A 19,698-nucleotide genomic window follows, 5' to 3' on the forward strand; every position below is an offset into this window, starting at 1 on the left:
CATCACACGGGGCGGCCCGAGCGGAATGTACGGGTGGGCGTTAATTCAGTTCGAGATCTTCCAGGTGGTAGGCGACCCGGTACTCCAGGCCGGCCTTTTCCACCGTCGGGGCGGCTCCGCGCTCGACGATCACCGCGACCGCGACGACCTCGGCGCCGGCCTCGCGCAGCGCCTCGACGGCGGTCAGCACCGAACCGCCGGTGGTGGAGGTGTCCTCGACGGCCAGCACCCGGCGGCCCTTGACGTCGGGCCCCTCGATGCGGCGCTGAAGCCCGTGCGCCTTGCCGGCCTTGCGCACCACGAACGCGTCCAGCCTGCGCCCCTGCGCGGCCGCGGCGTGCAACATCGCCCCGGCGACCGGGTCGGCGCCCAGCGTCAGGCCGCCGACCGCGTCGAACTCCAGGTCCGCGGTGAGCTCAAGCATGACCCGGCCGACCAGCGGCGCGGCCTCGCCGTCCAGGGTGATCCGGCGCAGGTCGACGTAGTAGTCCGCCTCCCGGCCGGAGGAGAGGACGACCTTGCCGTGCACGACGGCCTTGGTCTTGATCTGGTCGAGGAGCGCATCGCGGTCGGAACTCATGGCACCGGAGCCTAGGCCCTGTCCGGCGGATCTTGGTGGATCGGGCCGCGTCGTCCGGTGGCGTGCCTCGGCGGGCCGGAGAAGCAGACGCATGGTGGCTCTATTCGGCTGCTTCTCCGGCACGGCGAGGCGCAGTGCCGGGCGGCGCGGACCCACCACCGGAGAGGGCCTAACCGGCGCGGCGGCGACGCACGTGCACCCGACGCCAGACGAACAACGCGCCGAGGACGGGGACCAGGACCCCGACCGCACGGCGCGCGGCGCGGCCGGTGCCGTGGCCCGCCCGGGACCACAGATCCGGCTCCGCGTCGCCGTTCGCGCCCGGGCGCGACGCCGACGGCCGGGCGCCCTGGGTCCGGGCTCGCGGCGCGAACGGGTCCGGGATCGGCACCACCGACTCGAACGGGGTGTCCGCCGGCGCCGGCGACAGTTCGTCGGTCAGCGCCGCGGCGAACAGGTCGGCGGCCCGGGTGAACGCGGCGGCCGGGCGGATCGGGTCGGCACCGAAGGCGTCGTTCGCGTCGTCCGCGTCGCCCCCGTCGGACGCGTCCCACGCGTCGGTGAACACGATCCGGGTCCGGCTCGGGCCGTCCTCGTCGTCCGCGTCCAGGTCGTACAGCCGCACGGCGAACTCCGCGCCGACGCGGATCGTGCCGGACTCCGCCGTGCCCGAGCCACCGTCGCCACCTTCGTCGCCGTCACCGGCGCCGTCCACGCTCTCGACGCCCTCGACGCTCGCGACCAGCGCGAGCGGCTCGATCGCGTCCACGAGCCGCAGCGTGCCGCGATGGGTGATGGTGTCGGCACCGACCCGCAGTTGCCACCGGCCGGTCAGCTCGATGCCCTCGGCACCGGTCCGGGCCGGCTCGTCGAGCAGCAGGCCGGGAACACATCGGGCCAGCCGCTCGGCGTCGTGGAAGGTGTCCCAGACAGATCGGACCGGGATCGGCACGACGACTTCGTACTGCATCCGTTCTCCCCGTTCATGGCGGCGGACGACGCTCGACCGGCTCACCCGTGGACCGACCCGTGCGGTCGGCAGGTACGGTCCCACCCCATCACACCCGCCGGTGTCGTCCGGTCGGCGCGTCGGGGTCGATCACGCGCGGCGTGGCGCCCGGGTCGGGATCCGGGCGCGGCGGCTCCCGCGGCAACCACAACCGACGCGCCCGCGGATACGCGATCGGCACGACGAGCACCGCGAACAGCACCGCCGCGCCGACCAGCGCGACCGCCGAGCCCACCGGCCCCGAGCCCAGCGTGTGCGCACACCGACGGGCGAGCAGCCACGAGCCGCCGGCCGCGGCGGCGGAGACGATGGCCAGGCCCGCGTGGGTGCGCGCCACCCGGATCGTGTCCAGCCCGCCCAGCCGCCGGCGCAGCACCCGGGCCAACCACACCAGGCCGATCACCTGCGCGGCGCTGTATCCGGCCGCCATCCCGGTGACCGCCCACTCTGCGGGCAGCGTGCCGTAGGCCACGAGCGCGAACAGCGCCCCGGCCGCGGTCATCGCGACATTGGCCCAGAACGGCGTACGGGCGTCCTGGACCGCGTATAGCCCGCGCTGGATCAGGTACTGCGCCGAGTACGCGATCAACCCCGGCGCGAACGCGGACAACATCAGGCCCATCGCTCGGGTGTCCGCCTCGGTGGTGACGCCGTGCCGGAAGACCACCGCGGTCACCTGCGGGCCGAGCGCGAGGAACAGGAACGACACCGGCACGATCACCAGCGCGTTCAGCCGCAGGCCCCGGGAGATCGACTCGCGGACCCGCGCGGGGTGTCCGTCCGCCGCGGCCCGGCTGATCCGGGGCATCAGCATGGTCGCGATGGACACGGTGACCACGCCGTGCGGGACGATCCACAACAACTGGGCGTTGGCGTACGCGGTGTAGCCGACGCCGTGGCCGACCCCGGAGTCCACCGCCTTGTCGGAGACCTCGACGGCGAGCCGGGTGACCAGCCAATAGCCCACCTGCGAGACGCCGACCAGGCCGACCGCCCATCCGGCCATCCGCAGCGGCGTGCCCAGTCCGTGGCCGCGCCAGTCGAAGCGCGGTCGCCAGCGCACCCCGGCCGCGCGCAGGTACGGCACCAGCGCGGCCGCCTGCACCACGATGCCCAGCGTGGTGCCCAGCCCGAGCAGTCGAGTCTGCGCGGGCGTGATGCCGTGCGCGTCCCGAACGTCGTGCGCGACCAGCAGGAAGGACCCGAAGACCGCGATCACCACGAGGTTGTTCAGGATCGGCGTCCAGGCCATCGGCCCGAACCGGCCGCGCGCGTTGAGCACTTCGCCGACCAGGGCGAACACGCCGTAGAAGAGGATCTGCGGCAGGCACATCCGGGCCAGCGCGATGGTGAGGTCGCGCTGCGCGCCGTCGTAGTCCGCGTACGCGGACACGATCGCGGGCGCGGCGAGCACGCCCGCGATGGTGAGCACGAGCAGCAGGCAGCCGACCGCGGTGAGCAGACGGTCGGTGTAGCCGGCGCCGCCGTCCGCGTCCCGCCGCGCGGCGCGCACCAGTTGCGGCACCAGGACCGAGTTGAGCGCGCCGCCGACGAGCAGGATGTACAAGATGTTGGGCACCGTGTTCGCGACGTTGTAGCCGTCGGCGAACAACCCGGTGCCCAGCGCCGCGACCACCGTCGCGCTGCGGGCGAAGCCGGTCAGTCGGGACACCGCGGAGCCCAACGCCAGGCTCGCGCCACCGCGCAGCACCGGCCGGCCGGCGCGCCCGGCACCGTCTCGCGCGGCCCGGCCGGCCACCGGTTCCACCGGCCGCGCCGACACCGCCGCGGGCGCGGTAGAGGCGTCTTCGCGGCCCTCGCCGCGAGCGTGCCGACCGCGCGGCGGCGCCGCGACGACATCGCTCACAAAAGCCTCCGATTCGGGCTCGATCGGGGCTCCGGACATGGTCCCCCTCTATCTGAGTCCTCGGCGGGCCACTTGTGTTGCATCCGAATTTTCCGGTGACGAAACCCCGCTGCCACGGGCTCTTAAAGGGATGCGGGGCTACCCCGCATCCCTCCGTCCCCGAGGAGACGTCCCGTGGTCACGCTGCTCCCGGCGCCGCCCGCGCGCTCGACCGTTCCCGCCGCGCCCGCCTCCGCGGCCCTGGTGCCCGCCGCGGCCGGCGATCCGAGGCTGCGGGTCGCCCCGCTGACGCCCGACGTGCACCTGGCCCATCTCGACGGACGCGGCGACGCGGGCTTCCTGCAATACCCGTCCTGGGCCGTGGTCAAGGAGGCGTGGCGCAGCGAGGGCATCGGCTGGTACGACGCGGACGGCGTCGTGGTCGGGTCGGCGCTGGTGCTGTACCGCAAGATGCCCAAGGTGCCGTACTGGTTCGCGTATCTCCCGGAGGGTCCGGTGATCGACTGGACCGACCCGAACCCGCAGCGGTGGTTGGCGCCGCTGATCGAACACATGCGCACTCGGCATGTGTTCACGGTCCGGATGGGCCCGCCGCTGGCGCACCGGCGGTGGCAGGCGCAGACCGTCAAGGACGCGGTCAAGCACGGTCTCAAGCACCTGGACCGGGTCACCCCGGACGAGATCGACCCGCTGGGCGCCACCGTCGCGCTGCGGTTGGGCGACCTGGGCTGGCGCGCGTCCGGCGACGGTGCCGACGCGCAACCCCGGTACACCTTCGAACTTCCCTTCCAGGAACGGTCGTTGGATCAGGTCAAGGCGGGCTTCAACCAGGAGTGGAAGCGCGCGATCGGCAAGGCCGGCAAGGCCGGGGTGGACATCACCGTGGGCGGCTACGAGGACCTGCCCGCCTTCTTCGAGCTGCTCCGGGTCACCGAGCGCCGCAACGGGTTCCGACTCGGCCGTGAGCTTCCCTACTACGAACGCCAGTTCCGTGCGCTCAACACCGAGTCGGCGGGTCGGATGAAGCTCTACCTGGCCCGCTTCGAGGATCGGCTGCTCGCGGCGCACACGCTGATCAGCGCGGGCTCGCGGGTCTGGTACCAGACCGGCGCCTCCACCGACCACGGGCGCGGCGTGCGGCCCAGCCACGCGTTGCAGTGGCGGATGATCCGGGACGTGCACGAACGCGGCGTGCCGGTCTACGACATGCGCGGGGTCAGTCCGGTGATCGACCCGGACGACCGGCTGTTCGGGGTGCTGCGCTGGAAGCTGGGTACGAACGGACGGGTCGTGGAGAACCTGGGCGAGTGGGAGTACCCGGTGTTGCCCACGCTGCACAAGGCGTTCCGGGCGTACATGTCGATCCGCTGAGGAGCGGGCGGCGGTTGTCGCTCAGCCGCGCGCGTAGTCGGCGATGCGCGGGTTGTTCAGGGTGGACGGGGGCACGTCCACGCGTGCCTCGTGCGGCGGGAACCACCCGGCCAGGGCCAGCCGGTCGGCGGCCAGGAACGGGACCACCGCCGGGTCCGGGGCGTCGTCGGCGGCCCGCAGGCCCGTGCCGGGCGCGACCGCGGCGAGCACGAAGCCCCGGTCGGCCGGGCCCGGCACGCTGACCCGATACGGCACCGTGCGCAGGCCCGAGGCGCGCAGACCGGCCTCGGCGCACCAGTACGCGCGAGGATGCGCGTCCGGCGCGGGGGCGTGCACCACGATCCGGCCGGCCGGGCGCAGTACGGTCCGGGTCAGGCCGTAGAACTCCTGCGTGTACAGCCGCGCGGAGGCACCGACGGTGGGCCCGGGCAGGTCGGCCACGACCACGTCGAAGCGCTCCGCGGCGCCGCGCACCCACGCGAACGCGTCCGCCCCGACCACCCGTACCCGCGGGTCGGCGAACGCGTCGCCGGCCAGCGCGCGCAACCGCGGGTCGCTCCGCGCGGGCGCCGTCTCGGCGACGCGCGAGACCACGAGCACGACCTCGCGCACCGCCGCGTAGCGCAGCACCTCGCGCAGGGCCAGCCCGTCGCCCCCGCCGAGCACGAGCACCCGCTCGTGCCGGCCGGCCATCGCGGGGTGCACGAGCGCCTGCGCGGTCTCGCTCGCGCCCGGGGCCGCGACCCGCCGCTCGCCGGCCACGTACAGCTCGGGACCCGCGCCCGTGTGGGTGAGCACCACGTCCTCTCGCGCGGACACCACGTCCCCGTCGTAGAGCACCTCGCGCGCCGCCCGTTCGAAGGCGGGCGTGTACGCCCAGGTGCCGGCCAGCAGCGCGAGCACCGCGGCCACGGCCGCGTACATCACCACCCGCAGCCGGACCGGCAGGTCGGTGCGGAACAGCCACAACACCACGAGCGCGCCCGCGATCGCGTTGATCACGCCGGCGAGCACGACGGTGCGCAACTGGCCCAGGTGCGGCAGCAGCAGGAACGGGAAGAGCAGACCGCCGATCAGCGCGCCCACGTAGTCGGCCGCGAACAGGTCGGCCACCGCGCTGCCCGCGTCCTGCGGGCGGATCCGCTGCACCAGCGTCATCAGCAGCGGAATCTCCGCCCCGATCAGCAGCCCGAGCACGGCCGCGACGGCGATCATCGGCCAGCGGTAGACGTCGTACCAGGCGAAGGTCGCGTACAGCACGGTCGCGCACATCCCACCGCACGCCGCGAGCAGGATCTCGGCGGCGACGAAGGCCGCCGCGGCCCGGCGCGCGAGCGGCTTGGCGGCCAGCGCGCCCACGCCCATCGCGAAGACCATCACCGAGAGCACGATCGAGGTCTCCACCACCGGGTCGCCGCCGAGCGTGCCGCCGAGCGCGGCCAGCGCGAGTTCGTAGACCAGCCCGCACGCCGCGCAGACCAGCACGGCGAGCAGGACCACGAACCGCGCGGGCCCCGCGGCGAGCGCGGCCGGGCGGGCCCGGGCCGCGGACGCGCGCACGATGGTGGGGGCGCGCGGCGCGGGGGAGGTCACCCCGAGCACGGTAGGCGCGGAGCGCTCAGGGGTCGTCGGACGCGCCGACGGTTCACCCGAACCGGTTACGCGCGGGACGTGTGGGCGGGCCCGGGGCCGGGTCCGGCTCGCCCCGGGCCGAGCCGGCCCAGGGCCGGAGGTCGGGCTCGGGCTCGGCCCGGGCCCGACCCCCGGCTCAGGCGATACACGCCGACACGATCGCGGCGATCGCGATCTGGGAGGACGCGGTGACCCAGACGCACGGGTGCGGTTCGCGCTCGACCACGGTGGCACCGAGGCGGCCCGGGGTGACCAGGTCGATCACCAGGAACGCGATGGCCATCAGGATCAGCCCGGAGACCCCGAAGAGCGCCGTGGAGGCCAGCCCCTTGCCGAACTCCTCGTAGGTGGTCGCGATCGCCGTGGTGACGATCATGCCGACGCCGAGCAGTGCCGAGGAGAGCACCAGCGCCGCGTTGCGATTGCGTTCGATCCAGATCTGCCGACCGAGGTTGCCGGGTGTCAGCAGGTCCACGAGCACGAACCCCAGGACCATGAGCACGATGCCCACGCCCCCGTAGGCGAACGCGTAACCGACACCCTCCGCGAGATCCCTGAACATGGCGCCGTGTCCCCCATCGTCGTCGGATCACCTGATGGGGCGTCATTGTGTCGGATCGTTTGGTGCGATCGTCACATCGCGCGACTTCGAGTGTTCACGATTCGGCACTCCTGCGGGTACGTGTGCCACGTGGACCAGACCGCACCGGCCCCACAACCCTCGACCACCATCGCGGTGACCGCGTACGGCAGCCCGGGGTATTCGCCGATCAGGCCGTATCGGTGCCCGGTCGCCAGGGCCACGATCTCGCGCACGCGGGCGACGAACGCGGCGTCCTCCAACCGCTGGGTCAACGCGGTGAATTCGTATTCCCACCGGCCGAGCCGGGTGGCCGCCCGGGCGGGCAACGGGGTGGCCGCGCCCGGCAGGCACGCGACGGTCTCCGACACCGCGTCGCCCTCCCCCCGGTCGGGAGTGATCAGCATCTGGTGCGACGCGCCCAGCAACCGCAGCTCCAGCTTCAGCCCTCCGATTTCGACATGGCGCTCGGCCAACGCGGGGAGCGCCGGCAGGCCCAGGCACCAGCCGAGGGCGTCCGCGCGGGTGTCGGTGTACGTGGTGGTGAGTGTGGCGTGCATTCTCGCGCTCATCTGTCCGGGCAACGGGGAAGACCCACGGGAGGCTCCCGGGGGCGACAATCGGCTGCAAACCAGGGGACATGACTCACGGTAGGCGCCCAAAGGCACAGCGTCGTCACCCGTAAAGGTGAAAGGCATTGACACGAACGGGTGAAGGACACCCTGTGGACCGGACCATCCGGCACGCGAGGATGGGCGGGTAGACCAACCCCCGCGAAGGAGCCGTACGGATGAACCGACCGCTGTTGGCCCGACACCTGGACGGCCTGGGCACCACGATCTTCGCCGAGATGTCCGCGCTCGCGCGCAGCACCGGCGCGATCAACCTCGGCCAGGGTTTCCCGGACACCGACGGCCCGGCGGAGGTGATCGAGATCGCGGTCGCCGCCATGCGCGACGGCGTGAACCAGTACCCACCGGGCGACGGCATCCCGGACCTGCGCCTGGCGGTGGCCGAGCACCGGCAGCGCTTTCGCGGGCAGACCTTCGACCCCGACTCCGAGGTGCTGATCACCACCGGCGCGACCGAGGCGATCGCGGCCACCCTGCTCGCGCTGCTCGAGCCCGGCGACGAGGTGATCGCGCTCGAACCGTTCTACGACTCGTACGCCGCGTGCATCGCGATGGCCGGCGCACGCCGCGTCGGCGTCACCCTGCGCCCCCCGTACTTCCGCCCGGACCCGGACGAGATGCGCGCGGCGGTCACCGACCGCACCCGGGTGATCATGCTCAACAGCCCGCACAACCCGACCGGCACCGTGCTCACCCGGACCGAACTGGAGTCGATCGCCGCCATCGCGATCGAGCACGACCTGATCGTGGTCACCGACGAGGTCTACGAACACCTCGTCTACGACGGCGAGCACATCCCGATCGCCGGACTGCCCGGCATGCGCGAGCGCACCGTCACCGTCTCGTCGGCGGGCAAGACCTTCTCGTTCACCGGCTGGAAGATCGGCTGGGTGTGCGCGCCGCGGGAGCTGATCGCGGCGGTACGCACGACCAAGCAGTTCCTGACCTACACCTCGGGCGCGCCGTTCCAGCCCGCCATCGCACACGCCCTGCGGCTGCCGGACGCCTATTTCGACGGGCTGCGCGAGGACCTGCGGTACAAGCGCGACCTGCTCGGCGGCGGCCTGCGCGCGGCCGGACTGACCGTCTACGAACCGCAAGGGACCTACTTCACCACCACCGACATCACCCCGCTGGGCTACGCGGACGGCCTCGACTTCTGCCGTCGGCTGCCCGAACTGCGCGGTGTGGTCGCGATTCCGGAGGTGGTCTTCTTCGACGACGTCGAGGTCGGCCGACCGCTGGTGCGGTTCGCCTTCTGCAAGCGCGTCGAGGTGTTGGAGGAGGCCGCCAAGCGGCTCGCGGCGACCGGCTGAGCCGGGCCCGCCCGCACGGGCACCGGCGTACGTGTGGGGGCCGACGGCCCCCACACACGCGCCGTCGGACTACGCCTGGCCGTCGGCCGGCTTGTCCTCGGGGCCGAACTGCTCGTTGATCCAGTTCGCGAACGAGATACACGTGCTGATCCACGCGCGCGTGGTGAACACGAACAGCTCGCGGTTGATGCCGGGCTCGCAGTCGAGCTGAGCCTCGCCGATCAGACGCAGCTTCCCCTCGTGCTCGTGCGTGTAGACCTTGGGCCAGAAGAACTGGCGGTGCCACTCGTCGAGCTGCTCCAGCATCCGCGGGCGCTCCGCCGGTTCGAACTCACGGTCGAGGAACATTCGGACCGTGAAGATCTCCTGCTTGTCGCCGCGCAGCATGAAGTAGACGCGGAAGCCGTCCCAGGGCGCGCAGATGTCGCCTTCCTCGTCGGTGAAGTGGTTCACCTGGAGCTCGTCGAGAACCTGGTTGATCAGGTCCGCCGACGGCTTGACGACCGGTGCGGCCGGGACGAAGGTCGACCTCGGAAGCGAGGACGGGTCGATGCTCATGAAAAAAGATCCTCTCCAGACGTATGGACGCCATCCTCTCTCATTCGGCCCAGAGCGGTAGGCCCCAGCGCGCGAGGCCTCATTCGTATTCGGTGCCACCCTTACGGGTGAGGTAGGCCGCGGAGACGATCTTGCCGATCGCCCGCCCGCCGACCACGTCGCTGTACCGCTCGCGAGCCGGGCGGATCACGATCCCCTCGCGCAGGTGCGCGGCGGTGCCCGAGACGGTCTCCCGGCCCTCCGCCAGGGCCAGCAGCGCGGCCTCGTCGTAGGGCCCGGCATACAGCGTCGGCACCATCGGAAGCACCGTCTGCAAGCCGCCGAGCAGTTCGGCGAGTCGCTCGGCGTCCACCCGGCGTACCGCGCCGCCGGCGTCCGCGAGCGCGACGTCGAACACCGCGAAGCCCGGCAGCTCCGACCGACCCTGCGCGCCGTACCCCAGGTCCTGTACGCCCTGCCCGAACACCTCGCCGAACACGCCCACCCGGGCCGCGCCGTACCGCGCGGCCAACTCCGCGGCGGCCTCGGGCAGCCGGTGCGCGAGCACGCTGCGCCAGTACAGGTTGTGCTCGTCCCGGACCAGCGCCTGCGACCTGGCACCGAAGCCCTTCGAGGACACGAAGCTCTCACCGGTGTCGGCCACGTAGGTGTACAGGCACGCGGTGCCGTGGATCTTCTCGGTCGCCACCACCGGCTCTCCGGCCGTGAACAACTCCGGGTAGCGGCGCACGTTCTCGATGTCGACCCACGGCAGCAGGTCGGCGGCGGGCACGATCTCGCCGCTCATGTGCACGGGGATGGGCGGCACCCACTTGACGATGCCCAGCACCTCGGCGAAGTCCTCGTCACCGGCGAGCGCGGCCGACAGGTCCCGGCCCTCGAGCGCGCTCGGCCGGCAGACGATGCCCTGCGAGAGCTCGCCGCGCAGCCGGATCGCCCGAACCCGGTTCTTGGCCGACCCGGCGAGCCGCCCGGTGAGGCCGAGCTCGTCGATCAGCGGGTCCGGCAGCACCGCCTGCTCGGGGATGTACACCGCGACGTCACCGGTGACGTAGGCGCCCTTCGCGACGACGGCTCGGTACAGGCCGACCTGGGCCAGCTCCAGCGCGTCCGCGTTGGGGTGCTCGTGCACCACCAACCGTTCGGCCGTGACCTTGAGTGTGGACATGCGTCGCCCCTTCCCCGAAACCGCACAGGGGTGTCTTCCCCGTCGACTCCACGGTCCCAAGTGCCCGGGCGGGGCCGCCAACGATTTACCGGCGTCCCGGTACAGGATGGGACACATGCCGAACTTCATCGAGAAGCCGACGGTCGTCGAGGCCGCCGGCAACATCCCCAAGACCATTCGCGAGTACGTCGGCCGGGTCAACACCGGCGACCGGGCGCTCAGCATCGCGCACATGACCAGCCCCGGCGGCTGGGAGGAACCGGGCCAGCGCCCCGAGTTCGACGAGTACACGGTGGTCCTGCGCGGCGTTTTGACCGTCGAGTTCGAGGGCGGTGTCCAGGAGGTCGCCGCCGGCCAGGGCATCCACACACCCGCCGGCGAGTGGGTCCGCTACAGCACCGGGAACTCCGAGGGCGCCGACTACATCGCCGTCTGCCTCCCCGGCTTCGCCCCCGAAACGGTCCACCGCGACGAGTAGGCCGTGCGCCCGGCGGGTGGCGATCGCCGCGACCCGCCGGGGTCCCGGGCGCGTCCGGTCAGATCTTGGCGCTGATGGTCGCGACGAACTTCGGGAGCAGTTCGCTCTGCCAATTCATCCAGGGCCGGTCGGTGCCCTCCATGGTGAGACTGCCCGTCGCGTCGACCTGCAGGTCGTACTGTCCCTTGCGCAGGCGCACCTTCTGCACGGCGTAGTAGGCGTCGTCGACGCCCGGTGCGGTGATCGCCTTGAAGTCGGACTGGATCCGCTGCGCGCCGTTCTTGTTGAGGTTCCAGATGTAGTCGAGTTCCTTGGGGGCGTCGATGTTCCTGATCTCGATGGTCAGCTTGATCACGTTGCTGTAGCCGAAGCCCCGCTTGGTGTTCACCGTGTAGAGGCAGGTCGTGCTGCGCAGCGCCGGGCCGCGGGAGGCATACGAACCGGCGGCCTTGGCGGTGCCCTGTTCCTCCTGGGTGGTCACCTCGGGGATCACCTTGGCGATCTCCTCGGGGGTGATCAGGTCGCACACGTCCGGCCAGGTGGACATGTCGGTCGCCACGGGGGCGAACTTGCCACCGCTCTTGGGCGCGGGCGGCGCCGAGGGACGCGAGGCCTCCTTGGACGCGGGAGGAGCGCTCGGAGCGTTCTGGACCGCCTTGGGGTCGAAGCTCTCCAGCTTGCGCACGGACTCCGTGGGCGGCAGCTTGACCGCCTCGTTCTTCTTGCCGTCCGTGCCGTTGATCAACAGCGCGGCGATCACCGTCGCCGCGGTGCCCCCCGCGAGCACCGCCAGCCAACTGAAGACCTGCTTGCGGCGGTTGGGGCGCGGCGGCTCCGGCGGATACGGCGGCGGATAGCCGGGCGGGCCGTACCCGGGCGGCGGCCCGTACTGGCCCGGCGGCCCGCCGTACTGGCCGGGCGGCGGCTGTTGGCCGTAGCCGCCCGGCGGCGGATAGCCGGGCCCCTGGCCGGAGTATTGGCCGGAGTTCGGGCTGTTGTACTGGCCGGTCATCGAGAGCTCCCGTGGGGACGAACCGTCGAGGGACGACGGCGAATCAGTCGTCCGTCATCTTGATGTTGAGGACGCGCACGAGGGCCGGTCCGGCCTTCTTGGTCCAGGCGTCGGGTGCTTCGTTCGCGCCCGTCGATTCCTTGGTCTGCGCGCTGACGTCCAGGACCACGTAGTAGCCGGGCGAATCCGGCTTGGCGCCCTGCTTGTACAGGTTGAGCTTGCCGTTCTGGCGGAACGCGTCCTGTACGAACAGCTTGTTGGCCAGGTCCTCGTAGCCGGTGAAGGGAGCCGCCTCCGCCTTGGCCTTCTCGTACATGTCCTTGACCGGGGCGGCGTCGCCGATCGCCTTGATGGTCATGGTCAGCTTGGCCGGCGTGGCCGGGTCCTGGAGGTTGGGCAGCTTGAGCTTGACCGTGCACTCGTAGTTCCGGGGCGTCTTGGCGCCCTTGCGACCCTCGCGCGCCCCGACGATGCTCGCGTCGGGGACCGCGTTCTGGATCTCCTTGTCGGACAACATCGTGCACGCGTCCGGCCACGTCCCGGTGTCCCCCGACGCCCGGAACTTGGCGCCGTCGACGAACGCCACCCCGGGCGGCGGGGTGTAGCCGTCGGGGAAGGCGACCCCGTTCTCGGCCACCGGCTTGTCGCCCTTGTCGTTCTTCTTGTTGATCTCGTCGACGATGTACGACGCGGCGACGGTGGCCAGCACACCGCCGACCACCACGCCGACCCAGCCGAGAATGGGCTTCAGCTTGCTCCGGCGCGGCGGCGGCTGCGGCGGGTACGGCTGCTGGTACATCCCGGGATGACCGTACTGCGGCTGCTGCTGCGGCCCGCCGTACTGGTTCCCTCCTGGGTTCCCGATTCGTACCATCCCCGTATCCTCCCGATGCCTGTTCCGATGCGCTGTTCCGATGCGCTGTTCCGATGCGCTGTCGCCGATGCTGCGGTACCGCGGGTTACATCCGTGCCACGAGGTAACCGATGAGCGTCGGCCCGTACTGCTTGACGGCGTCGTCGTCCGCCAACTTCGCCCCGCCCGGACCCTCCAGTCCGGAGGACACGTACAGCTCCACGTAGTACGGACCCTTGTGGAACCAGATGTACGAGTCGTCGCGGAACGCGTCGTCGGTGCCCAGCTTCGTGCCGAGTTCCTCGAACACGCCGAACGGCTTGCGCCCCCGGTTCTTCTTGGTGTCGCCGTAGTGGCCCTTCGCGGTCGCCGGGGTGCTCACCTCGTGCAGTGTGAGCTCGATCCTGGCGTACGACGGATACTTCGGATTGTTCGGGTCCGGCACGGACAGTTCGAACCTGCACTGATTATCGGCCGCGCCCGGGAAGTCGTACTTGACCGAAACGGTCGTGTCGGACTTCCTGGTCTTGACCGTGGCGCCCTTGACGACCTTCCCGATCTGCGCGTCCGACAGCATGTCGCACGCCTTCGGCCAGGTCTTGCCGTCGTTGGTCGCGTTGAATTTTGCCCCGGCGTCGGCGGGCGGCGCTGCGGGGAAAACCATCGGACGCTCGAGCGGCTCGGCACTCTGCCCGGCCTTGGAATCGCCGCTCTTGCCGCCGCCGCTCGCGGCCGGTGCCACCGAAGTCGGGTTGGGCTTGGCGGTGTCCGAGTCGTCGTCCTTGTTCAGCAGCACGAAGCCGCCGACGCCGGCACCGACGAGCACGACCGCGATCGCGGCCCACAGCGCGAGCCGGTTGCCCCGACGCGGCGGGTCCGGCGGCCCGTACGGCCGGCCGGGCGGCCCGTAGTGTCCCGGCGGCCCGTAGCCCGGCTGCGGAGGCGGGTAGCCGGGCTGCTGCGGCACGTAGCCCTGCTGCTGCCCGAACCCCGGCTGCTGCTGCGGATACTGCCCGTGCGGCGGCCCGCCCGGTCCCTGCTGCCACCCACCGCTCACAGCTTCTGCCCGACCACCGCGGCCATCGACGGGCCGTACTGACGCACCATGGTGTTGCTCTTGAGCGGGTTGCCCTGCGAGTCCTCCAGCTGGGCCGACAGGGTGACCCAGACCCGGAAGCCGTTCTTGGAGATCTGGATCGTGCGGTTGTCCCGGAACGACCCGTCCACCCCGATCTTGTCGGCCGGGATGTCGTCGTACTGGTCCGGGTAGGGCTTGGTGGCCGTCTCGGACTGCGTCTTCTCCTTCGCGAAGGAGGCCTTCTCCTCGGCCGGCGTCTTGTAGCCGTACGTGGTGACGTTGATCTTCGCGGGGTAGTCCGAGGACTGCTGGTTCGGCAGGTCGAGCGTGATGTCGCACTCGTTGTCGTTCACGCTCTTGCCGAGCAGGTTCGAGTACCGGCCCATGAAGCTCTTGCGCTCGCGGATGGTCCCCTCGGGGATGACCGACTTGATCTCGTCGTCCGTCAGCAGATCGCAGGCCTTGGGCCAGGTCTTCGGATCCACCGAGATGCCGCTGATCTTGGGTCCGGTGATCGGCGGCAGCGTGTCCGGGATCTTGAGCTGGTTGGTGATGTCGGCCTTCTTGGGCCCGGCGGCCGCGCTGTTGCTCGGAGCGGCCACCTTGCCGGTCACGATCGGCGCGGGCGCCGACTTCTGCGCGTCCGGGTCCTTCTTGTCGGTCGGGTCGTCGAAGCCGACCACCGCGACCACGACGGACGCGACCACGGCGCCGGTGACACCGGCGATCCAGGTGCCGATCACCTTCTTGCTGCGCCCACCGCGCGGCGGCCGGCCGTCCGGACCCAGCGGGACCGGGTTCTGCGCGTACTGCTGGTAGTGGCCGTACTGGCTGTACTGCGGGTACGGGTAACCGTCGGGCTCCTGGAACCCGCCCTGTTGTTGCTGCTGTTGCGGATAACCGGCAGGCGGCGGGTAGCCGCCCTGCTGCGGATAGCCACCCTGTGGCGGGCCCGGCTGTCCCTGTTGTCCCGGTGGTCCCGGTGGTGGGCCGGGCGGCATCGGTGGCACAGGCGGATAGCCCTGACCATCGCTCATCGGGAGGTCCCCCTCGGATCTCGGGTTTGGCCTGGCGTTCGCTTGCAGGCATCAGGCGCCACGACATGCTGCCATGCGCATGAAGAGGCTGCAGGCGTCAAGGGTGTCGTTTGTGGCGACATTCACCTAAATAAGTCTCCGGAGGCGCACAACGTTTCGATGACGCCGAGCGTCCGGGTGGCGACAGCATGCCTTCGAACCCGCCCCTCACACGTCGCGAGGCACTAAAGTTGAGTCAGGAATACTCAAGCGATTTGACCGGTTGCACCCGACGGCTCATCCTTGAGCGACAAACACTCAACTCTCCCCGTGGAGGAACCGAATCATGGCACGTGCGGTCGGTATCGACCTCGGTACGACGAACTCCGTCGTCAGCGTTCTGGAAGGCGGCGAGTCGACCGTCATCACCAACGCGGAGGGGTCGCGGACCACACCGTCCGTGGTTGCCTTCGCGAAGAACGGTGAGGTTCTGGTCGGCGAGGTGGCCAAGCGTCAGGCCGTCACCAACGTCGACCGGACCATCCGGTCCGTCAAGCGTCACATGGGGACCACGTGGTCCGTGGCGATCGACGACAAGAAGTACACCGCGCAGGAGATCAGCTCCCGCATCCTGATGAAGCTCAAGCGCGACGCCGAGGCCTACCTGGGCGAGAAGGTCACCGACGCGGTCATCACCGTGCCGGCGTACTTCAACGACGCCGAGCGGCAGGCCACGAAGGAGGCCGGCGAGATCGCCGGTCTGAACGTGCTGCGCATCGTCAACGAGCCCACCGCGGCGGCGCTGGCGTACGGCCTGGACAAGGCCGACGAGCAGACCATCCTCGTCTTCGACCTCGGCGGCGGCACGTTCGACGTGTCGCTCCTGGAGATCGGCGACGGCGTGGTCGAGGTCAAGGCCACCAATGGTGACAACCACCTCGGCGGCGACGACTGGGACCAGCGGGTCATGGACCACCTGGTCAAGCAGTTCCAGAACGCGCACGGTGTGGACCTGTCCAAGGACAAGATGGCCCTCCAGCGCCTGCGCGAGGCGGCGGAGAAGGCCAAGATCGAGCTGTCCTCCTCGATGGAGACCTCGATCAACCTGCCCTACATCACGGCCTCGGCCGAGGGCCCGCTGCACCTGGACGAGAAGCTCACCCGCGCCCAGTTCCAGCAGCTCACGCAGGACCTGCTCGACCGCACCAAGGTGCCGTTCCAGAAGGTCATCGAGGACGCGGGCATCCCGCTCTCGGCGATCGACCACATCGTCCTGGTCGGCGGCTCGACCCGGATGCCGGCCGTGGCCGACGTGGTGCGCGAGCTCACCGGTGGCAAGGAGCCGAACAAGGGCGTCAACCCGGACGAGGTCGTCGCCGTCGGCGCCGCGCTTCAGGCCGGTGTGCTCAAGGGTGAGGTCAAGGACGTCCTGCTGCTGGACGTGACGCCGCTGTCGCTTGGTATCGAGACCAAGGGCGGCATCATGACCAAGCTGATCGAGCGCAACACCACGATCCCGACCAAGCGTTCGGAGATCTTCACCACGGCCGAGGACAACCAGCCGTCGGTGCAGATCCAGGTGTTCCAGGGTGAGCGCGAGATCGCCTCCTACAACAAGAAGCTCGGCATGTTCGAGCTGACCGGTCTGCCGCCGGCCCCGCGCGGGTTGCCGCAGATCGAGGTCACCTTCGACATCGACGCGAACGGCATCGTGCACGTGTCCGCGAAGGACCTGGGCACGGGCAAGGAGCAGTCGATGACCATCACCGGCGGCTCGGGCCTGCCGAAGGACGACATCGACCGGATGATGCGCGAGGCGGAGGCGCACGCGGAGGAGGACCACCAGCGTCGCGAGGCCGCGGAGACCCGCAACCAGGCCGAGCAACTGGTGTACACCACCGAGAAGTTCATCAAGGACAACAGCGACAAGGTGCCCGCCGACGTCAAGACCGAGGTCGAGACGTCGCTCACCGAGCTCAAGGACGCGCTCAAGGGCGAGGACCTGGCCGCGATCCGCGACGCCGCGGAGAAGGTCAGCACCACGAGCCAGAAGCTGGGCACCGCGATGTACGCGAACGCGCAGCCCGGTACCGAGGGCGCGGCCGGTTCGCCCGGCGACGGCGCGGGCAACACTGCCGACGACGACGTCGTGGACGCCGAGATCGTCGACGAGGACCGTAAGGGCGGTGCTGCGTGACCGAAGGGACCGGCTCGAACCACGGCGCCGTCCCGGGCGACGCCCAAGAGACAGAGCCGAAGCCGGAAACCGGGACCGCCGCCTCGGCGGCGGCCCCGGCCCCCGGGGCGGCGGAGGCCGCCGAGCTGCGCAACCAGCTCGGTGAGCGCACCGCCGACCTGCAACGGCTCCAGGCCGAGTACGCGAACTACCGCAAGCGCGTCGAGCGGGACCGCAACGTGGCGGGCGAACTGGCCGCCATCAAGGTGCTGAGCGAACTGCTGCCGGTGCTCGACGACATCGGTCGGGCCCGGGACCACGGCGAACTGGCGGGCGGCTTCAAGTCGGTCGCCGAGTCGCTGGAGTCGATCGTGGCCAAGATGGGGCTGCAGAGCTTCGGTTCCAAGGGCGACCCGTTCGACCCGACGGTGCACGAGGCGCTGCTGCACTCGTACGCGACCGATGTCACCGAGCCCACGTGCGTGGAGATCCTGCAGCCCGGCTACCAGGTCGGCGAGCGGATCATCCGTCCGGCGCGGGTGGCGGTCGCGGAGCCCACAGCGGACGCCGAGGGCGGTCCGGAGGAGTCGGGCGAAGCGGCCGGAAGCTGAACCGTCACCGGGAACCAGACAACGAGAAGCGGAGAGGAGGGACGCCGATGCGCGGGTGGAGTGGATCCGGAAACGGGCGCTCGGAGCACGAGGGCACCCCGACCCGATCGGCGAGGGGCGCATGAGTACGAAGGACTACCTGGAGAAGGACTACTACAAGGTGCTCGGCGTCCCCAAGGACGCCGGCACCGCCGAGATCAAGAAGGCCTACCGTAAGCTCGCCGTCGAGTTCCACCCGGACAAGAACAAGGGTGACACCAAGGCGGAGGAGCGGTTCAAGGAGATCTCGGAAGCCTACGACGTGCTCGCCGACGACAAGCGGCGCAAGGAGTACGACGAGGCACGGACCCTGTTCGGCAGCGGGGGTGGCTTCCGCGGCCCCGGCGGCGGGCAGGGCGGGGCCGGCGGCTTCCCCTTCGACCTCGGCGACATCTTCGGTGGCCAGCAGGGCGGCGCGGGCAACACCGGCGGCCTGGGCGACATCTTCGGCGGGCTGTTCGGCGGCGGTCGGCAGACCGGACGGCAGCAGCCCCGACGCGGCTCGGACGTGGAGTCCGAGGTCACCCTCGGCTTCGCGGACGCGGTGGACGGCGCGACCGTCCCGATCCGGCTGACCAGCTCCGAGCCGTGTCGGCACTGCAACGGCACGGGCGCGGCCGCGGGCACCACCCCGCGGATGTGTCCCACCTGCGCGGGTTCGGGCAACGTCAGCCGTCCGCAGGGCGGCTTCGGCTTCTCCGAGCCGTGCCGCGACTGCAAGGGCCGCGGGCTGCTGGTGGACGACCCGTGCATCGTGTGCAACGGCAGCGGTCGGGCCAAGAGTTCGCGCACGATGCAGGTCCGGATCCCGGCCGGGGTTCAGGACGGACAGCGGATCCGGCTCAAGGGCAAGGGCGCTCCCGGCGAGCGCGGCGGCCCCTCCGGCGACCTGTACGTCGTGGTGCACGTCAAGACGCACTCCGTATTCGGCCGCAAGGGCGACAACCTCACCGTCACCGTGCCGGTCACCTTTCCGGAGGCGGTGCTGGGGGCGGAGGTCACCGTGCCCACCCTGGGCGGCATCCCGGTCACGCTCAAGCTCCCCGCGGGCACGGGCAACGGCCGCACGCTGCGCGTCCGCGGGCGCGGTGCGGCACGCAAGGACGGCACTCGGGGCGACCTCCTGGTCACCGTCGAGGTGACGGTCCCACAGCAGCTGAACGACAAGGCGCGCGAGGCGCTGGAGGCGTTCCGCGAGGCGACCGTCGCGCACGATCCCCGAGCCGATCTGTTGGACGCGGCGAAGGGGGCATGACATGCGACCGGGCGGCTTGGGCGGCGACGGCGGGCGGCGTGGCTACGAGATCGACGAGACCTCTCCGGTCTACGTGATCTCGGTGGCCGCGCAACTGTCCGGCCTGCATCCACAGACGCTGCGCCAGTACGACCGACTCGGCCTGGTCTCGCCGGACCGCACGGCCGGTCGCGGGCGGCGCTACTCCGCCCGCGACATCGTCCAGTTGCGCGAGGTGCAGCGGCTCTCCCAGGAGGCCGGCATCAACCTCGCCGGGATCAAGCGGATCCTGGAGCTGGAGAACCAGGTGCTCGCGCTGAGCGTGCGGGTGGCCGAGTTGGAGCACGCGCTGCACGAGGCGACGGACGCGAGCGCCCGGCGCGAGGCGGCCGTACACGCGTCCTACCGACGCGATCTGGTCCCGGTCCGGCCGCAGGCGGGCACCGCGCTCGTGGTGTGGAAGCCCAGGCGCGGGCGCACCGACTGAC

At 70.9% G+C, this 19,698-nt stretch carries 19 protein-coding genes; 7 read left to right on the forward strand and 12 right to left on the reverse strand.

The window, feature by feature from the left end; all coding sequences use genetic code 11:
* Nucleotides 1-40: 40 nt before the first annotated feature.
* The 3 genes from pyrE to murJ all read right to left on the reverse strand — a co-directional run bounded on the left by pyrE (nt 41) and on the right by murJ (nt 3,456).
* Complete coding sequence (gene pyrE / locus ACIBSV_RS19865; protein WP_395864662.1) at nt 41-580, reverse strand: orotate phosphoribosyltransferase; 540 nt, start codon at nt 578-580, stop codon at nt 41-43.
* Between the two features lie 169 nt (nt 581-749).
* Nucleotides 750-1,550, reverse strand: coding sequence for a hypothetical protein (locus ACIBSV_RS19870; RefSeq protein WP_395864664.1), 801 nt, complete (start codon nt 1,548-1,550; stop codon nt 750-752).
* A gap of 88 nt (nt 1,551-1,638) precedes the next feature.
* On the reverse strand, nt 1,639-3,456 hold the full coding sequence (murJ, locus tag ACIBSV_RS19875; RefSeq protein WP_395864666.1) for a murein biosynthesis integral membrane protein MurJ: 1,818 nt from the start codon (nt 3,454-3,456) through the stop codon (nt 1,639-1,641).
* Between the two features lie 174 nt (nt 3,457-3,630).
* On the opposite strand from murJ, the gene ACIBSV_RS19880 reads away from it, so the two are divergent.
* Entirely contained in the window at nt 3,631-4,827 is a 1,197-nt protein-coding gene (locus tag ACIBSV_RS19880) for a lipid II:glycine glycyltransferase FemX (RefSeq protein WP_395864668.1), read from the forward strand.
* 21 nt (nt 4,828-4,848) lie between these two features.
* On the opposite strand, the gene ACIBSV_RS19885 is transcribed toward ACIBSV_RS19880, so the two are convergent.
* The 3 genes from ACIBSV_RS19885 to ACIBSV_RS19895 form a co-directional block, all read right to left on the reverse strand.
* Nucleotides 4,849-6,420 carry a polyamine aminopropyltransferase gene (locus ACIBSV_RS19885; RefSeq protein ID WP_395864670.1) on the reverse strand — a complete coding sequence of 524 codons (1,572 nt, stop codon included), beginning with the start codon at nt 6,418-6,420 and terminating at the stop codon, nt 4,849-4,851.
* Nucleotides 6,421-6,595: 175 nt separating this feature from the next.
* Nucleotides 6,596-7,021, reverse strand: coding sequence for a DUF350 domain-containing protein (locus ACIBSV_RS19890; RefSeq protein ID WP_395864672.1), 426 nt, complete (start codon nt 7,019-7,021; stop codon nt 6,596-6,598).
* Nucleotides 7,022-7,092: 71 nt separating this feature from the next.
* The gene (locus ACIBSV_RS19895) at nt 7,093-7,599 is read right to left on the reverse strand and encodes a DUF2617 family protein (protein WP_395864674.1); all 507 of its coding nucleotides are present in this window, start codon (nt 7,597-7,599) and stop codon (nt 7,093-7,095) included.
* A 230-nt stretch (nt 7,600-7,829) separates the two neighbouring features.
* Here ACIBSV_RS19895 and ACIBSV_RS19900 point away from each other — a divergent pair, with 230 nt between their 5' ends.
* Complete coding sequence (locus ACIBSV_RS19900) at nt 7,830-8,987, forward strand: pyridoxal phosphate-dependent aminotransferase (protein WP_395864676.1); 1,158 nt, start codon at nt 7,830-7,832, stop codon at nt 8,985-8,987.
* A 69-nt stretch (nt 8,988-9,056) separates the two neighbouring features.
* Here the strand turns inward: ACIBSV_RS19900 and ACIBSV_RS19905 are convergent, their stop codons facing one another.
* Both ACIBSV_RS19905 and ACIBSV_RS19910 read right to left on the reverse strand, forming a co-directional pair.
* Entirely contained in the window at nt 9,057-9,545 is a 489-nt protein-coding gene (locus tag ACIBSV_RS19905; RefSeq protein ID WP_395864678.1) for a YbjN domain-containing protein, read from the reverse strand.
* Nucleotides 9,546-9,624: 79 nt separating this feature from the next.
* Entirely contained in the window at nt 9,625-10,713 is a 1,089-nt protein-coding gene (locus tag ACIBSV_RS19910; RefSeq protein WP_395864680.1) for an RNA ligase (ATP), read from the reverse strand.
* Between the two features lie 115 nt (nt 10,714-10,828).
* Between ACIBSV_RS19910 and ACIBSV_RS19915 the strand changes: the two genes are divergently transcribed.
* Nucleotides 10,829-11,191 (forward strand): cupin domain-containing protein, encoded by a 363-nt coding sequence (locus ACIBSV_RS19915; RefSeq protein WP_395864682.1) that lies wholly within the window; start codon nt 10,829-10,831, stop codon nt 11,189-11,191.
* 58 nt (nt 11,192-11,249) lie between these two features.
* On the opposite strand, the gene ACIBSV_RS19920 is transcribed toward ACIBSV_RS19915, so the two are convergent.
* The 4 genes from ACIBSV_RS19920 to ACIBSV_RS19935 form a co-directional block, all read right to left on the reverse strand.
* Nucleotides 11,250-12,203 (reverse strand): hypothetical protein, encoded by a 954-nt coding sequence (locus tag ACIBSV_RS19920; protein WP_395864684.1) that lies wholly within the window; start codon nt 12,201-12,203, stop codon nt 11,250-11,252.
* A gap of 43 nt (nt 12,204-12,246) precedes the next feature.
* Nucleotides 12,247-13,077 (reverse strand): hypothetical protein, encoded by an 831-nt coding sequence (locus ACIBSV_RS19925; protein WP_395864686.1) that lies wholly within the window; start codon nt 13,075-13,077, stop codon nt 12,247-12,249.
* 85 nt (nt 13,078-13,162) lie between these two features.
* Nucleotides 13,163-14,113, reverse strand: coding sequence for a hypothetical protein (locus ACIBSV_RS19930; protein WP_395864688.1), 951 nt, complete (start codon nt 14,111-14,113; stop codon nt 13,163-13,165).
* Nucleotides 14,110-15,171 carry a hypothetical protein gene (locus tag ACIBSV_RS19935; protein WP_395864690.1) on the reverse strand — a complete coding sequence of 354 codons (1,062 nt, stop codon included), beginning with the start codon at nt 15,169-15,171 and terminating at the stop codon, nt 14,110-14,112. The genes ACIBSV_RS19930 and ACIBSV_RS19935 overlap by 4 nt, the downstream gene beginning before the upstream one ends.
* A 325-nt stretch (nt 15,172-15,496) precedes the next feature.
* Here ACIBSV_RS19935 and dnaK point away from each other — a divergent pair, with 325 nt between their 5' ends.
* The 4 genes from dnaK (at nt 15,497) to ACIBSV_RS19955 (ending at nt 19,697) form a co-directional block, all read left to right on the forward strand.
* Nucleotides 15,497-17,347: a molecular chaperone DnaK gene (dnaK, locus tag ACIBSV_RS19940; RefSeq protein ID WP_395864692.1), complete on the forward strand. Its 1,851-nt coding sequence runs from the start codon at nt 15,497-15,499 to the stop codon at nt 17,345-17,347.
* Entirely contained in the window at nt 17,344-17,937 is a 594-nt protein-coding gene (grpE, locus tag ACIBSV_RS19945) for a nucleotide exchange factor GrpE (protein ID WP_391589215.1), read from the forward strand. Before dnaK ends, grpE begins: the two co-directional genes overlap by 4 nt.
* A 121-nt stretch (nt 17,938-18,058) precedes the next feature.
* Nucleotides 18,059-19,231 carry a molecular chaperone DnaJ gene (dnaJ, locus tag ACIBSV_RS19950; RefSeq protein WP_395864695.1) on the forward strand — a complete coding sequence of 391 codons (1,173 nt, stop codon included), beginning with the start codon at nt 18,059-18,061 and terminating at the stop codon, nt 19,229-19,231.
* Between the two features lies 1 nt (nt 19,232).
* On the forward strand, nt 19,233-19,697 hold the full coding sequence (locus ACIBSV_RS19955; RefSeq protein WP_395864697.1) for a heat shock protein transcriptional repressor HspR: 465 nt from the start codon (nt 19,233-19,235) through the stop codon (nt 19,695-19,697).
* Nucleotide 19,698 lies beyond the last annotated feature (1 nt).

This window comes from Embleya sp. NPDC050154 (assembly GCF_044460165.1).
Taxonomy (GTDB): Bacteria; Actinomycetota; Actinomycetes; order Streptomycetales; family Streptomycetaceae; genus Embleya.